Annotated in this window: 14 protein-coding genes; 10 read left to right on the top strand and 4 right to left on the bottom strand. The window is 65.4% G+C overall.

All coding sequences use genetic code 11. From position 1 onward, the window contains the following. The first annotated feature begins 17 nt into the window (after window positions 1–17). Window positions 18–890 (top strand): acetylglutamate kinase, encoded by an 873-nt coding sequence (gene argB / locus PQU89_RS14465; protein ID WP_272766429.1) that lies wholly within the window; start codon window positions 18–20, stop codon window positions 888–890. Window positions 891–1,023: 133 nt separating this feature from the next. Further along, window positions 1,024–1,455, top strand: a complete 432-nt coding sequence (locus tag PQU89_RS14460; RefSeq protein WP_047968419.1) for a CBS domain-containing protein — start codon at window positions 1,024–1,026, stop codon at window positions 1,453–1,455. A gap of 235 nt (window positions 1,456–1,690) precedes the next feature. Here the strand turns inward: PQU89_RS14460 and PQU89_RS14455 are convergent, their stop codons facing one another. Then, window positions 1,691–2,470 (bottom strand): IclR family transcriptional regulator, encoded by a 780-nt coding sequence (locus PQU89_RS14455; protein WP_272766428.1) that lies wholly within the window; start codon window positions 2,468–2,470, stop codon window positions 1,691–1,693. A 153-nt stretch (window positions 2,471–2,623) separates the two neighbouring features. On the opposite strand from PQU89_RS14455, the gene PQU89_RS14450 reads away from it, so the two are divergent. The 3 genes from PQU89_RS14450 to PQU89_RS14440 all read left to right on the top strand — a co-directional run bounded on the left by PQU89_RS14450 (window position 2,624) and on the right by PQU89_RS14440 (window position 6,884). Next, window positions 2,624–3,811, top strand: a complete 1,188-nt coding sequence (locus PQU89_RS14450) for an acyl-CoA dehydrogenase (RefSeq protein WP_272766427.1) — start codon at window positions 2,624–2,626, stop codon at window positions 3,809–3,811. Between the two features lie 163 nt (window positions 3,812–3,974). Continuing rightward, the gene (locus tag PQU89_RS14445; protein ID WP_272766426.1) at window positions 3,975–5,168 is read left to right on the top strand and encodes a CaiB/BaiF CoA transferase family protein; all 1,194 of its coding nucleotides are present in this window, start codon (window positions 3,975–3,977) and stop codon (window positions 5,166–5,168) included. A 96-nt stretch (window positions 5,169–5,264) separates the two neighbouring features. After that, the gene (locus PQU89_RS14440) at window positions 5,265–6,884 is read left to right on the top strand and encodes an electron transfer flavoprotein-ubiquinone oxidoreductase (protein WP_272766491.1); all 1,620 of its coding nucleotides are present in this window, start codon (window positions 5,265–5,267) and stop codon (window positions 6,882–6,884) included. Between the two features lie 82 nt (window positions 6,885–6,966). Here PQU89_RS14440 and PQU89_RS14435 read toward each other — a convergent pair whose 3' ends face one another. Beyond that, window positions 6,967–7,323: a translation initiation factor Sui1 gene (locus tag PQU89_RS14435; RefSeq protein ID WP_272766425.1), complete on the bottom strand. Its 357-nt coding sequence runs from the start codon at window positions 7,321–7,323 to the stop codon at window positions 6,967–6,969. A gap of 341 nt (window positions 7,324–7,664) precedes the next feature. Between PQU89_RS14435 and PQU89_RS14430 the strand changes: the two genes are divergently transcribed. The 4 genes from PQU89_RS14430 to ylqF all read left to right on the top strand — a co-directional run bounded on the left by PQU89_RS14430 (window position 7,665) and on the right by ylqF (window position 9,865). Then, window positions 7,665–8,195, top strand: a complete 531-nt coding sequence (locus tag PQU89_RS14430; protein WP_272757988.1) for a hypothetical protein — start codon at window positions 7,665–7,667, stop codon at window positions 8,193–8,195. Between the two features lie 96 nt (window positions 8,196–8,291). After that, on the top strand, window positions 8,292–8,645 hold the full coding sequence (locus PQU89_RS14425; RefSeq protein WP_272766424.1) for a DUF4870 family protein: 354 nt from the start codon (window positions 8,292–8,294) through the stop codon (window positions 8,643–8,645). A gap of 62 nt (window positions 8,646–8,707) precedes the next feature. Beyond that, window positions 8,708–8,920, top strand: a complete 213-nt coding sequence (locus PQU89_RS14420; protein ID WP_047968423.1) for a DUF3820 family protein — start codon at window positions 8,708–8,710, stop codon at window positions 8,918–8,920. Between the two features lie 3 nt (window positions 8,921–8,923). Beyond that, window positions 8,924–9,865 (top strand): ribosome biogenesis GTPase YlqF, encoded by a 942-nt coding sequence (gene ylqF / locus PQU89_RS14415; protein WP_272766423.1) that lies wholly within the window; start codon window positions 8,924–8,926, stop codon window positions 9,863–9,865. A 238-nt stretch (window positions 9,866–10,103) separates the two neighbouring features. On the opposite strand, the gene ruvX is transcribed toward ylqF, so the two are convergent. Beyond that, the gene (ruvX, locus tag PQU89_RS14410; protein WP_272766422.1) at window positions 10,104–10,544 is read right to left on the bottom strand and encodes a Holliday junction resolvase RuvX; all 441 of its coding nucleotides are present in this window, start codon (window positions 10,542–10,544) and stop codon (window positions 10,104–10,106) included. Next, complete coding sequence (locus PQU89_RS14405) at window positions 10,528–11,088, bottom strand: YqgE/AlgH family protein (protein WP_272757991.1); 561 nt, start codon at window positions 11,086–11,088, stop codon at window positions 10,528–10,530. The genes ruvX and PQU89_RS14405 overlap by 17 nt, the downstream gene beginning before the upstream one ends. Before the next feature lie 157 nt (window positions 11,089–11,245). Here PQU89_RS14405 and smc point away from each other — a divergent pair, with 157 nt between their 5' ends. Then, window positions 11,246–14,731, top strand: a complete 3,486-nt coding sequence (gene smc / locus PQU89_RS14400) for a chromosome segregation protein SMC (RefSeq protein ID WP_272766421.1) — start codon at window positions 11,246–11,248, stop codon at window positions 14,729–14,731.

The raw sequence follows: 14,731 nt of genomic DNA, 5'->3' as shown, positions 1-14,731 counted from the left end.
TACCGTGGAGATGCCCCGTGAGCGTAGCCCCCATCGACAAGGCCGCGATTCTGGCCGAAGCGCTGCCATATATCCGCAGCTTCAACAACAAGACCATCGTGGTGAAATACGGTGGCAACGCGATGACCGACGACAAGCTGAAGGAAGACTTCGCCAAGGACATCGTGCTGCTGAAACTGGTCGGCCTCAACCCGGTGGTGGTGCACGGCGGCGGCCCGCAGATCAATGAGTTGCTGGAGCGCGTCGGCAAGGAAGGCCAGTTCATCCAGGGCATGCGCGTCACCGACAGCGAAACCATGGACGTGGTGGAAATGGTGCTCGGCGGCCTGGTGAACAAGGAGATCGTGTCGCTGCTGAACAAGCACGGCGGCAAGGCGGTCGGCATCACCGGCAAGGACGGTCACTTCATCCGTGCCAGCAAGCTGTACCTGCAGTCCGAAGCCGACGAACAGATCGACATCGGCCAGGTCGGCGACATCGAGCACATCGACCCGAGCCTGGTGGCGCTGCTGGACAGCCACGACTTCATCCCTGTGATCGCGCCGATCGGTGTCGGCAAGGACGGCGAGGCCTACAACATCAACGCCGACGTGGTCGCCGGCAAGCTGGCGGAAACGCTGAAGGCGGAAAAGCTGGTGCTGATGACCAACACCCCCGGCGTGCTGGACAAGCAGGGCAACTTGCTCACCGGCCTCACCGCAGCCAAGGTCGACGAGCTGTTTGCCGACGGCACCATCAGCGGCGGCATGCTGCCCAAGATCAGCTCGGCGCTGGACGCGGCCAAGAGCGGCGTCAACTCGGTGCACATCATCGACGGCCGCGTACCGCACGCGCTGCTGCTGGAAATCCTCACCGACGAAGGTGTCGGCACCATGATCAAGGCCGGCTGATTCCGCGCCCGTTCCCTGCCAAAGGCCGCTGTTGCGGCCTTTTTCTTTTGGTCCTGGCCAGCGGCTGTCTATATTGAACGCAATACGGTTCTACTCCGGCATATGCCGGGCGGTCATCAAGGGGGAGGGCGGCATGCAAACAGTGCGACAACTGCTGGAAAACAAGGCAATCAAGGAGCTGATCAGCGTCGGGCCGGAAATGACGGTATTCCAGGCGCTGCAGGTGATGGCGGAGCGCGACGTCGGCGCCATTCTGGTGATGGAGATGGGCGATGTGGTCGGCATTTTCTCCGAGCGCGACTATGCGCGGCGCATCGTGCTGCTGGGGCGCACCTCGGCCGGCACCAAGGTGCGCGACATCATGACCAGCAAGGTGATCTTCGTGAGCCCGGAGCAGAGCATCGGCGAGTGCATGGCATTGATGACCGAGCGCCGCATCCGCCACCTGCCGGTGATGGAGGACAACCGCGTCATCGGCCTGCTGTCGATCGGCGACCTGGTGCACGCCACCATCGCCGAGCAGCAGTTCGTGATTGAGCAGCTGGTGAAGTACATCCGCACCTAAGAACCTGTTCACGATCTGCTGCGCTTCGGCGATACCGCGTTAAAAACGGCTTCGGAATGCTCATTGACCCCATGTCAACTCCGCTTCCTCAGCCGTTTTCGCCTTGTCTCGCTCTAGCTCGCGAAATCGTGAACACGTTCTGAAACAGGCGGCGCCCGCCGCCTCGCAAAGACGACAAAAGGTTGGCCGCAACGTGTGCGGCCAACCTTTTGTGCTTGTCGGGGCAGCTGCCGGCTCAGGGCACGATCTGGCGCGCCAGCTGCATCAGCGCCGGCGCGATCTGTTTGCGCATGGTCTCGGCGTTGAAGGCGAAGGCCGGGCCGCTGGCGTTGAGGCACACCACCGGCATGCCCGGTACCGGCGACGGCAGTGCGACACCGACCGCCATCACGTCGCGCTCGAACTCGCCGAACGACTCGCTGTAGCCGTATTGCGCGTAGTGCTCGCCGCTGGCCTGCAGCCGCGCCGCGACGGCCGGCCAGTCGCCGCCGTAGCGCTGCGCCAGCTCCGGTGCCAGCGCGGCGCGCTCCGCCGGCGACAGGATGGCGTAACAGGCGCGGCCGATGGCGGTGCTGGCCAGCGGCACGCGCGAGCCGACGGTGAGCTGCACCGATACCCGCGCCTGGCTGCGGCAGGTCTCCAGATAGACGATGTCGGTGCCGTCGCGCATGCCGAGGCTGACCGAGATGGTGTGCTGCATCGCAAAGTCGCGCATCAGCGGAGAGGCGACGCGGCGGATGTCGTAGCTGCCGAGCACGGTGGAGCCCAGCGCCAGCACCGCCAGCCCCAGCCGGTAGTAGCCGGTGTCGTGATCCTGGGACAAATAGCCGAGCTTGGTCAGGGTATAGGTCAGCCGCGACACGGTGGATTTCGGCAGGTCGGTCCGCTGCGCCAGCACCTGGTTGGACAGCGCGCCCTCACCGGGCTGGAACGCCGCCAGCACGTGCAGGCCACGGGCCAGCGCCCCGACGAACAGGCGGTCTTTTTCCTCGTCTGCAACAGGGTTTGACGACATCGGCAATCGGCTCTCTTTCTGGGGGAGTGGCAAGAATAGTGCACCGCGTTATATCGACCAAGAAAAAACTTTACAGCGTCTGGCCGAGTTGTTAGTCTATTTTGCATTGTAGAACGTAATTCCGCAATGCGGAATTACTTAAGGAGAGTCCACATGGCTGCAGCATCCAATCGCGCCCCTTTTCAGTGGGATGACGCACTGTTACTGAACGATCAGCTGACTGACGAAGAACGCATGGTGCGCGACAGCGCCTACGCCTACTGCCAGGAGCGCCTGCTGCCGCGGGTGCTGACGGCCAACCGCGAAGAGCGCTTCGACCGCGAGATCATGAGCGAGATGGGTGAACTGGGCCTGCTCGGCTGCACCATCGACACCCACGGCTGTGCCGGTCTGTCGCACGTGGCCTACGGCCTGGTGGCACGTGAAGTGGAGCGCGTCGACTCCGGCTATCGCTCGGCGATGTCGGTTCAGTCCAGCCTGGTGATGCACCCGATCTGGGCCTACGGCACCGACGCGCAAAAAGACAAGTACCTGCCGAAACTGGCGACCGGCGAATGGGTCGGCTGCTTCGGCCTGACCGAGCCGGACGCTGGCTCCGACCCGGCCGGCATGAAGACCCGCGCCCGCAAGGTGGACGGCGGCTACGTGCTCAACGGCAGCAAGATGTGGATCACCAACAGCCCGATCGCCGACGTGTTCGTGGTGTGGGCCAAGGACGACGACGGCGAGATCCGCGGCTTCGTGCTGGAGAAGGGCATGAAGGGCCTGTCGGCGCCGAAGATCGAGGGCAAGTTCTCGCTGCGCGCCTCCATCACCGGCGAAATCGTGATGGACAACGTGGAAGTGGGCGAAGACGCGCTGCTGCCGCACGTCAAAGGCCTGAAAGGCCCGTTCGGCTGCCTCAACAAGGCACGCTACGGTATCGCCTGGGGCGCGATGGGTGCCGCCGAGTTCTGCTGGCACGGTGCCCGCCAGTACACGCTGGACCGCAAGCAGTTCAACCGTCCGCTGGCCGCGACCCAGCTGGTACAGCTGAAGCTGGCGAACATGCAGACCGAGATCAGCCTGGCGCTGCAGGCCGCGCTGCGCGTCGGCCGCCTGATGGACGAAGGCCGTGCCGCGCCGGAAATGATCAGCCTGATCAAGCGCAACAACTGCGGCAAGGCGCTGGACATCGCCCGCGTTGCCCGCGACATGCACGGTGGTAACGGCATTTCCGACGAATTCCACATCATCCGTCACGTGATGAACCTGGAAGCCGTCAACACCTACGAGGGCACGCACGACGTGCACGCCCTGATTCTGGGCCGCGCCCAGACCGGTATTCAGGCGTTTGCCTGATCGCTTGCGGGCGCACCGGGCAAGGGTGTCCCGTGCGCTTGGAGTGTGATGTACCGCCGCCGGCCTCCACCAGCGGCGCGAGTTGGTTCCTGTCTGTCCTTAGGGCTCGGTGCAACCGAGCCATTTTTTTCGCGGCCAAGGTTGGCCGCAAAGGAGAAGCATCATGGCTGGCGCATTGTCGGGTATCAAGGTTCTGGATCTGAGTCGTGTCCTCGCCGGGCCGTGGACCGGGCAGCTGCTGGCCGATCTCGGCGCGGAAGTGATCAAGGTGGAACGTCCCGGCAGCGGTGACGATACCCGCCACTGGTCGCCGCCCAGCCTGGCGGACGGTACCGCCGCCTACTACCTCGCCGCCAACCGCGGCAAGCAGTCGCTGACCGTCGACATCACCCAGCCGGCCGGGCAGCAGATCGTGCGCCAGCTGGCCGCCGAATGCGACGTGCTGCTGGAAAACTACAAGGTCGGTGGCCTGAAGAAGTACGGCCTCGACTACGACAGCCTGCAACAGCTCAACCCGCGGCTGGTGTACTGCTCGATCACCGGCTTTGGCCAGGACGGCCCCTACGCCGAGCTGCCCGGCTACGACTACATCGTGCAGGGCATGTCCGGGCTGATGAGCATCACCGGCCCCGCCGACGGCGAGCCGCACAAGGTCGGCGTTGCGGTCACCGACCTGTTCACCGGCCTGTACGCCGCCAATGCGGTACAGGCGGCGCTACTGTCGCGCCACCACACCGGCGTCGGCCAGTACATCGACATGGCACTGTTCGACTGCGCGCTGGCGATGCTGTCCAACGTCAACATGAACTGGCTGGTCGGCGGCGAAGTGCCGCCGCGGCTGGGCAATGCCCACCCCAATATCGTGCCCTACCAGGTATTCAAGACCGGTGGCGACGGCCATTTCATCCTCGCCTGCGGCAACGACAAGCAGTTCCGCGCGGTGTGCGAGGTGCTGCAACTGCCACAACTGGCCGCCGACGAACGCTTCGCCAGCAACCCGAAGCGGGTACAGCACCGTGCGACGCTGGTGCCGCTGCTGGCCGAGGGCTTCATGGCGCGTGGCCGCGACGAATGGCTGAAACTGCTCGATGCCGCCGGCGTGCCGTGCGGCCCGATCAATACCGTCGCCGAGGCATTTGCCGACCCGCAGATCCGTCATCGCGACATGGCGTTGCAGATGACCGACAGCAAAGGGCAGAACGTGCCCCAGGTGGCCTGCCCGATCAAGATGTCGGCCACCCCGCCGCAGTACCTGACGCCACCCCCGGCGCTGGGCGAACACACCGACGCGTTGCTGCAGCATCTGGGCTACGACGCGGTGGCAATTGCACAACTGCGCGCCGCCGGAACCGTTTAAACGCTTGTTTGATTTTGACGCGCAGCCACTTTCATTGGCATCATTGCGCTTATTGTCCCCTGCCAGCGCAAAGGAGAAGCGGTGGAACGCGAATACATGGAATACGACGTGGTGGTAGTCGGCGGCGGGCCTTCCGGCCTGTCTGCCGCCATCCGTCTCAAGCAGCTGGCTGCCGAAAAAGGTCAGGAACTCAGTGTCTGTCTGCTGGAAAAAGGCTCCGAAATCGGCGCCCACATCCTGTCCGGCGCGGTGCTGGAGCCACGCACGCTGAACGAGCTGATCCCGGACTGGCAGGCAAAGGGCGCACCGCTCAACACCCCGGCCAAGCAGGACAGCTTCCTGCTGCTGACCGAAACCGAGTCGATCAAGCTGCCGACCCCGCCGCAGATGAACAATCACGGCAACTACATCATCAGCCTCGGCAACTTCTGTCGCTGGCTGGGGCAGCAGGCGGAAGAGCTGGGCGTGGAAATCTATCCCGGCTTTGCTGCCGCCGAAGTGCTGTACCACGCCGACGGTTCGGTGAAAGGCGTGGCCACCGGTAACGTCGGCACCGGCAAGAACGGTGACGAGGAGGGCGAACCGGGCATCGAGCTGTGGGCGAAGCAGACCATCTTCGCCGAAGGCTGTCGAGGCTCGCTGACCAAGACGCTGTTCGAACGCTTCCAGCTGCGCACCGGCGCCGATCCGCAAACCTACGGCATCGGCATCAAGGAATTGTGGGAAGTGAAGCCGGAGCTGCACGAAGCCGGCAAGATCACCCACACCGCCGGCTGGCCGATGGACCAGAAAACCTACGGCGGCTCCTTCCTCTACCATCTGGAAAACAATCAGGTGGTGGTCGGCTTCGTGGTCGGTCTCGATTACGAGAACCCGTACCTGTCGCCGTACGAGGAATTCCAGCGCTTCAAGACCCATCCGGCGATCAAGGGCGTGTTCGAAGGCGGTCGCCGCCTGTCCTACGGCGCGCGTGCGATCTCCGAAGGCGGCCTGCAGAGCATTCCGAAACTGACCTTCGCCGGCGGCGTGCTGGTCGGCGATACCGCCGGCTTCCTCAACGTGCCGAAGATCAAGGGCACCCACACCGCGATGAAGTCCGGCATGCTGGCCGCGGAAGCGGTTTTCGCGCTGTTTGCGGCCAACACTGAGGCACAGGGCGCGGAAGCGGTCGGCTACACCGCCGCCTTCAAGCAGAGCTGGCTGCACGACGAGCTGCACAGCGTGCGCAACATCCGCCCGGCGTTCCGCTGGGGGCTGTGGCCGGCGATGATCTACTCGGCGATCGATACCTATCTGTTCCGCGGCAAGGCGCCGTGGACGCTACGCCACAAGCACGCCGACCACGAGTGCCTGAAGCCGAAGGACGAGTGCACGCCGATCGCCTATCCGAAGCCGGATGGCGTACTGACCTTCGACCGCCTGTCGTCGGTGTTCATCTCCAACACCAACCACAGCGAAGACCAGCCGCCGCACCTGCAGTTGAAGGATGCGTCGGTACCGATCCGCATCAACCTGGAAAAGTACGACGCGCCGGAACAGCGCTACTGCCCGGCCGGGGTGTACGAGATCGTCGGCCGCGAAGAAGGCGAACCACGGCTGCAGATCAACGCGCAGAACTGCGTGCACTGCAAGACCTGCGACATCAAGGATCCGACCCAGAACATCAACTGGGTGACACCGGAAGGTGGCGGCGGGCCGAATTACCCGAACATGTAATCCCGCACCACCCGAACACGCCGCCAGCAGACCGCTGGCGGCGTTTTTCATTGCGGCCAAGGTTGGCCGCATCGGCGCGAACTCAGCCGCCGCTGCGCTTCACCGTCCAGCCTTTTTTCTGCAGCTCGGCCATCAGCAGCGCCACGTGCTCGCCCTGGATCTCGATCTGGCCGTCCTTGACCGTGCCGCCGGTGCCGCAGCGCGCCTTCAGCTGCTTGCCCAGCGCCAGCAGTTCGCTGCCGGCCAGCGGCACGCCGCTGATCACCGTCACCCCCTTGCCCTTGCGGCCCTTGGTCTCGTGGCGCACGCGCACGATGCCGTCGCCGGTCGGTGCGGCGGCCGCCTGGCAGACGCAGGCGTCCAGCGGTGCGCGGCAGGCGGGGCACATGCGGCCGTGTTCGGTGGAATACACTAGTCCGCCGCTGGCATGTCTGTTCATGTTGCGTCCTTCGTCCTGTTTGCGAAAAAACTGCATCGACTGGCTTGCTGATGCAGGAATGACGCATTGTATTGCGCTGTCGCGCGCAGCTCAAATGGCGACGCGGCTTGACAGCCGCCGCCGCGCGGGCGCATCATCGTCCGCTATGGCTACTGTTATCCGTTTCGTGTCCCACGCTTATTATTATGGTTACCGCACTTCTCCGGCGGCACCAGGACGCGTCACGGGCTGAATAAGCCTTACCCCCGAATCCCTGAATCAATGCCGCCGCACTCTGGCGGCATTGGCGTTTCTGGGCAGTTCCAATGTTTCCGGTTTGCGGCACCCAACGGAGTCCGAACATGGAAAATACTCGTTCCTGGCAGCTGCCAGCGGCAAAGCACGGCATCAGCAGCGCGCTGTGCATCATCAGCGATGTCGAGCACTGCTCGCATCAGCCCGGCAACCCGGTGGCCCGCCTGCAAGCCCTGCTTGCCGGGCAGTCGCAGCCGGCGGTGCTGGAGTCGCTGTTCCCCGAAGTGCGCAGCCTGGCCTACCTGTCGGCCGGTGGCCGCTCGCCGCAACGCGCCGACTGGCTGGCGGCGCGGGTGCTGGTGTTCGCGCTGCAGCATCTGGAGCTGGCCAGCCACGAACTGGCGCTGATGGACGCGGTAAACCTGCGTTTGCAACAGCTATCGCGTAAACTGGCAGTGGATTGCCCGCTATTGCGCTCATTTGCGCTGTTTTGTGGCGCGCGACCGTGGCGCACCCACGGCCATGGCGAGCCGCTGCTGAGCGTGGCGGCGTCGCCGGTGGCGCAGTCGCTGGCGCTGCGTCGCCAGCTGGCCGCGCATCTGGCGCGCTTGCAACAGGCACTGGCGCAGCTGGCGTGATGCCGGCGTATACAAGCAGCATGGCTAACAAAGCCTGGCGTGACGGCAGTGTCGCCGCGTAACGGTTTTGTTAGCCATGCTCGAACGGGAGAAGAGATGGACGACGGTTATCTGCAACGCGTACCCCGCACCGACGACACACTGAAAACCCTGACCCTAGTGGTGTATGCGCTGCAGGCGCTGAGCCTGTTTGTCGGGGTCACCGCCATCGTCGGCATCATCATCAACTACCTCAAGCGTGATGAAACCGCCGGTACCGAGTGGCAAAGCCACTTTGCCTGGCAAATCCGCACCTTCTGGTGGGCGGTGATCGGTTTTGCCGTTTCCTGGCCGCTGATCCTGCTGCTGGGGCTGGGCTTCGTCACCGGTTTTGCGGTGTGGGTGTGGTACGTGTACCGCATCGTGCGCGGTTTTCTGGCGTTTAACGAGCGCCGCCCGCTGCCGCAGTGAATGCTTGCTGCGCATTGGCCACAGCTTTGGCACAATGCGCGGCTGATTTTTGAATGAACGCGATGAATCCCGAACATCTGCAACTGCTCGTCACCCGCGTGATGCCCTACGGCAAGTACAAGGGCCGCGTGATCGCGGACCTGCCCGGGCACTACCTGAACTGGTTTGCCCGCGAGGGCTTTCCGCCGGGCGAGATCGGTCGCCTGCTGGCGCTGATGCAGGAGCTGGATCACAACGGGCTGTCATCGCTGCTCGACCCACTACGAAAGCGATAATACATGGCCATCCAATGGTTCCCCGGACACATGAACAAAGCCAAGAAAGAGCTGCAAGAGCGTCTTGGCGGAATCGATGTGGTCATTGAAATGCTGGACGCGCGTCTGCCGGCCTCCAGCGCCAACCCGATGATCGCGCAGCTGGCCAAGCGCAAGCCGTCGATCAAGGTACTGAACAAGCAGGATCTGGCCGATCCGGCCGTCACCCAGCAGTGGCTGAACTGGTACCGCAAGCCGGGCACCATCGCCATCGGTCTCGACGCCTCGGAAAAATCGCCGGCGCAAAAGCTGATCGAGGCCTGCATGGACGTAGCGCCCAACCGCGGCACCATCGACAAGCCGTTGCGGGTGGTGATCTGCGGCATTCCCAACGTCGGCAAGTCGACGCTGATCAACAGCATCACCGGCCGTCGCATCGCCAAGACCGGCAACGAGCCGGGCATCACCAAGGGCCAGCAGCGCATCATGCTGTGCGACGAGATCGAGCTGTTCGACACCCCCGGCATGCTGTGGCCAAAAATCACCGTACCGCAGGGCGGCTACAACCTCGCCGCCAGCGGCGCGGTGGGTCGTAACGCGATGGACGAGGAGGAGGTGGCGCTGGAGCTGCTGGCCTACCTGATGCGCTACTACGGCAAGGAGCTGGATGCGCGCTACAACATCGGCGACATCGCCGGCCTGCAGGACTGGCAGGTGATGGAGCAGATCGGCCGCAAACGCGGCGCCATGCTGTCTGGCGGTCGCATCAACATCCAGAAAACCGCCGAAATCATCCTTACCGACTTCCGCGGCGGCGCCATCGGGCGCATGACGCTGGAGCGGCCGGACGAATGGCGTGCGTGGGAAAAGGCGGCCAAGGAAGCCGCGGTACTGCGCGCCGCGGAGAAGGAAGCCGCGCGCCTGGAGCGCGAGGCCCGTGTCGCCAAGGCCGCCAAGCGCCGTTAAGAAATTGCTCACGATCTGCTGCAACTGATCTCACGGGGCGATGCAGCATTAAAAACGGCTTCGGCATGCTGGTTTATATCTGGATAAACGCCACTTCCTCAGCCGTTTTTGCCTTGTCTCGCGTGAGTGCGCGAGATCGTGAACACGTTCTAAAGCGTTGCGGCCAACCTTGGCCGCCAGCGCAAACAAAAAGCCCGCTGCATGTACAGCGGGCTTTTTTTGCGTACCGGGGCAGGGCTCAGCCCAGGCGCTCGCCCGGCTCCTCGAACCACGCCATCACGATCGCCTGCGCCGCCACCTGGTCCAGCACCGGCTTCTGCTTGCGGCCGCGCACGCCGGCCTCCTCCAGCAGGCTCTCGGCGATCACCGAGGTCAGCCGCTCGTCCACCAGCCACACCGGCAGGCGGTAACGGCCGTGCAGGCGCTGCGCGAACTTGCGGCACAGCGCGGTCAGCGCGTGGGCGTTGCCGTCCATGTGCGTCGGCAGACCGACGACAAAGCCGGTCGGCTGCCACTCCTCGATCAGCTTGCCGATGGCGGCAAAGCGCACCTCGTTGCTGTCGCTGCTGATGGTGGCCAGCGGGGTGGCGATGCCCAGTTCCGGTTCGCCCAGCGCCACGCCGATACGCTGCTCGCCGAAGTCGAAGCCCAGCAGCGTGCCCTTATGCATGACCGGCATCCGTGCACAGTAGCGCCGGGTCGAAGCCGAGCAGCTTGATGGCGCTGTCGAAGCGCGCCTCGCTCGGGGTGTCGAAGATCACCCAGTCGGCGGCGGCGACGGTCAGCCACTGGTTGGCGGCGATTTCTTCTTCCAGCTGGCCTTTTTCCCAGCCGGAATAGCCGAGGCTGACCAGCAGCTTGTCCGGGCCCTGCGCCTCCGACACCGCCTGCAGGATGTCCTTGGAGGTGGTCAGCGCCATGTCGTCGGTGATGGTCAGCGTCGATTGCCAGTTGCCGATCGGCATGTGCAGCACGAAGCCGCGGTCCGGCTGCACCGGGCCGCCGAAGTGCACCGGCACGGTATTGGCCTCGTCGTTGGCCAGCGGCAGGTCGATCTGCTCCAGCAGCTGCGCCAGCACCAGGCCGGAGGGCTTGTTGATGATCATGCCCATCGCCCCCTGTTCGCCGTGCTCGCAGATGTAGACGATGCTTTTGGCAAACAGCGGGTCGGTCATGCTGGGCATGGCGATCAGAAAATGATGTGCAAGGGTCAGCGTATCCATGCCTGCATTATGGCAACCATTGTCATGGCCGGCAAAGGACATCGCGCAAAAGCGCCACCGCGGCCGCGCGGCACGGCGGGCGGCCGACAAAGGTTGGCCGCAGCGGCGCGGTTGCTTGCTAAAATGGCAGACTGATTTCTCCTGAGCTGGATACCCCTTGCGCCTCACTCACATCAAACTGGCGGGCTTCAAGTCCTTCGTCGACCCCACCAGCATCGCCGTGCCCGGCCAGCTGGTGGCGGTGATCGGCCCCAACGGTTGCGGCAAGTCCAACGTCATCGACGCCGTGCGCTGGGTGCTGGGCGAGTCGTCCGCCAAGCAGCTGCGCGGCGAGTCGATGCAGGACGTGATCTTCAACGGCTCCTCCACCCGCAAGCCGGTGTCGCGCGCCTCGGTGGAGCTGGTGTTCGACAACGGCGACGGCCAGCTCACCGGGCCGTGGGGACAGTACGCCGAGGTGTCGATCAAGCGCGTGCTGACGCGGCAGGGTGAATCCAGCTACTACATCAACAACCAGCAGGTGCGCCGCCGCGACATCACCGACCTGTTCCTCGGCACCGGCGTCGGCGCGCGCGGCTACGCGGTGATCGAGCAGGGCATGATCTCGCGCATCATCGAGGCCCGCCCCGAGGAGCTGCGCGCCTATCTGGAAGAGGCCGCCGGCGTGTCGCGCTACAAGGAGCGCCGCCGCGAAACCGAAAGCCGCCTCGCCGACACCCGCGACAACCTGACCCGCATCGACGACCTCAAGCTGGAGCTGGAACGCCAGGTCGAGCGCCTCACCGAGCAGGCCGAGGTCGCGGCCAACTATCAGGACATGCGCGGCGCGCTGACCTTCAAGCAGAACCTGCTGGCGCTGGCGCGGCGCGAAGAAGCGGCGCGCAGCGAGGCCGCCGCGCGCAGCGAACTGGCGCGCATCGAAACCGAGGAAACCGCGCTGGAAGCGGCGCACACCCACCTCGACGCCGAGCTGGAAACGGTGCGCGAGACGCACTACGCCGCCAGCGACGCGGTGCACGAGGCGCAGCAGGCGCTGTTCGAGGCCAACGCCACGCTGGCGCGGCTGGAAGAACAGCAGCGCCACCGCCTGCAAAGCCGCGAGCGGCTGGAGCGCGATCTGGCCGGCGCCCGCAACGAACGCCAGCAGCTGGCGGAGCAGAAAGCCCAGGTCGAGTACGAACTGGACGACTGGCTGCCGCGGCGCGAAGAGGCGCAAATGCGCATGGAAGAGGCGCAGATGGGGCTGGAAGACGGCGCCGACGGTCTGCCCGGCGCCGAGGCCGAATTCCGTGTCGCCGACCAGCGCCTGGCGCAGATGACGGCGCAGATCGCCAACCTTACCCGCGAGCGCGATCTGGCGCGGCAGCAGGGCGAGCACCTGCGCCGCAGCATTGAGCAGCTGGCCGCGCGCGAAGACGCGCTGCGCCGCGAGCTGCACGACCTCAACCTGCCCGACAACGGTGTACTGGAAGCGGCTCATGCCGAGGTCGTGCGCGCGCAGGCGGCGCTGGACGCGGTGCGCGCAAGGTTGGCCGCAGACGAGGCCAAGCAGGCCGATCTCGCCAGCGAGCGCGAGCAGCTGGACAAGACGCTGCACGAATTCAATAGCGACGCCGCCCGCGCCGAGGCCGAAGTGGCTGCGCTGGACGCGGTGCTGGCGCGCGAAGCCGCCGGCGAGCAGCTGGCCGGCTGGCTGGCGACGCAGCAGCTGGACGGTGCGCCGGCGCTGTGGCAGAGCCTGCAGGTGGACGAACAGTGGCGCAGCGCGGTGGAAGTGGTGCTCGGCGACAGCCTCGCCGCCCGCGCCGCCGCCTTGCCCGCTGCGCTGCCGCCGGCGCCACTGGCGCTGGTCGATGGCTCCTCGACGACCGCCGTTGCGGCCAACCCTGGCCGCCGGCCGCTGCTGGCCGTGGTCAGCGCTGGCGCGCCGTTTGCCGCCGCATTGGCCGACTGGCTGGCCGGCGTCTACTGCGCCGATACGCTGGACGCCGCCATCGCTCAACGTGGCGAACTGGCCGCCGGCGAATGCTGGATCACCCCCGACGGTCACCGCGTCAGCGCGGTCAGCGTGCGCTTCAACGCGGCGCACAGCGGCGACGGCATGATGGCGCGCAAGGCGGCACGCGACGCGGCGGCGGAACGGCTGGCCGCGGTGCAGCCGCAGATCGACAGCGCCCAGCGCCGTCGCGACAGCGTGGCGTCCATGCTGGGCATGCTGGCCGAGGCGGTGCGCGCGCAGAAGGGCGCGGTATCGCGGCTGGAGGCGGAGCTGAACGCGGCGACGCTGGAACACGTGAAGCTGGACCAGGCGGCGCGGCAGGGCGCCGCGCGGCTGGCAGCCATCCACGCCGAACAGCAGCGCCTGCGCGAGGAACGCGACACGGCGCAGGACACCATTCTTGAAGCGGAGCTGCTGGCCGAAGAAAACGCGATGCAGCTGGAAGAGTTGGCCGAACAGCTGGAAGACGCGCGTCTGGCGCGCCTGAATGCCGAGACCGGACTGGAGCTGGCGCGCAACAAGACCCGCGACGCCGAGCGCATGCTGCACGAGATCAAGCTGGCGCAGCATACCGCCGAGCAGAAGGTGGCCGAGCTGGCGCGCCGTGCGCGCGAACTGGAAGACCGCGACCAGCAGCTGGCCGAGCGCCTGGAAACGCTGGCGATGGAAGCGGAAACGGTGGAAGAGGCGGCGCCGGACGAGGTGTTGCAAGAAGCGCTGCTGCTGCGCGAAACGCGCGAACAAACGTTGGCCGCAACGCGCGACCAGCTCAGCGCGCTGACCGAGACCCTGCGCCAGCACACGCAAAAGCAGCAGGAAATCAGTGCCGCCTTGCCGGCGCTGCGCGAGGCGCGTTCCGACTGGCTGCTGAAGCACCAGGAAGCGCGGCTGAACGTCGAGCGTTTCGACGAGGAACTGAAAACCGCCGAGGCCGACGAAGCGGCGCTGTTGCCGCACCTGACCGAGGCGGTGAAGCCCAATGCGCTGGCGGCAGAAATCGCCCGCCTGGCGCGCGCCATCGACGGCCTCGGCGCGGTCAACCTCGCCGCGCTGCAGGAGCTGGAAGAGGCGCAGAAGCGCGGCGCTTACCTCGCCAGCCAGACCGACGACCTGCTGCAGGCGATGGCGACGCTGGAAGAGGCGATTGCCAAAATCGACGGTGAAACCCGCGACATGCTGCAGACCACCTACGACGCGGTCAATGCCAAGATGAGCGAGTTCTTCCCCACGCTGTTCGGCGGCGGGCGCGCCGAGCTGGTGCTGACTGGCGACGACCTGCTGTCGGCCGGCATCCAGATCATCGCGCAACCGCCGGGCAAGAAGAACAGCACCATCCACCTGTTGTCCGGCGGCGAGAAGGCGCTGACCGCGATGAGTCTGGTGTTCTCGCTGTTTTCGCTCAACCCGGCGCCGTTCTGCCTGCTGGACGAGGTCGATGCGCCGCTGGACGACGCCAATACCAGCCGCTTCTGCGACCTGGTGAAGCAGATGGCCGCGCACACGCAGTTCCTCTACATCAGCCACAACCGGCTGACCATGGAAATGGCGGAACAGCTGGTGGGGGTGACCATGCAGGAGCAAGGCTGCAGCCGCATCGTGGCGGTGGACATCGTCGAAGCGCTGAAAATGCGCGAAACGGCCTGA

The organism is Vogesella indigofera (genome assembly GCF_028548395.1).
In the GTDB taxonomy this organism is placed as follows: Bacteria; Pseudomonadota; Gammaproteobacteria; order Burkholderiales; family Chromobacteriaceae; genus Vogesella; species Vogesella indigofera_A.
Note: the sequence above shows the minus strand (reverse complement) of the source record. Positions and strands in the feature narration are given on the sequence as shown.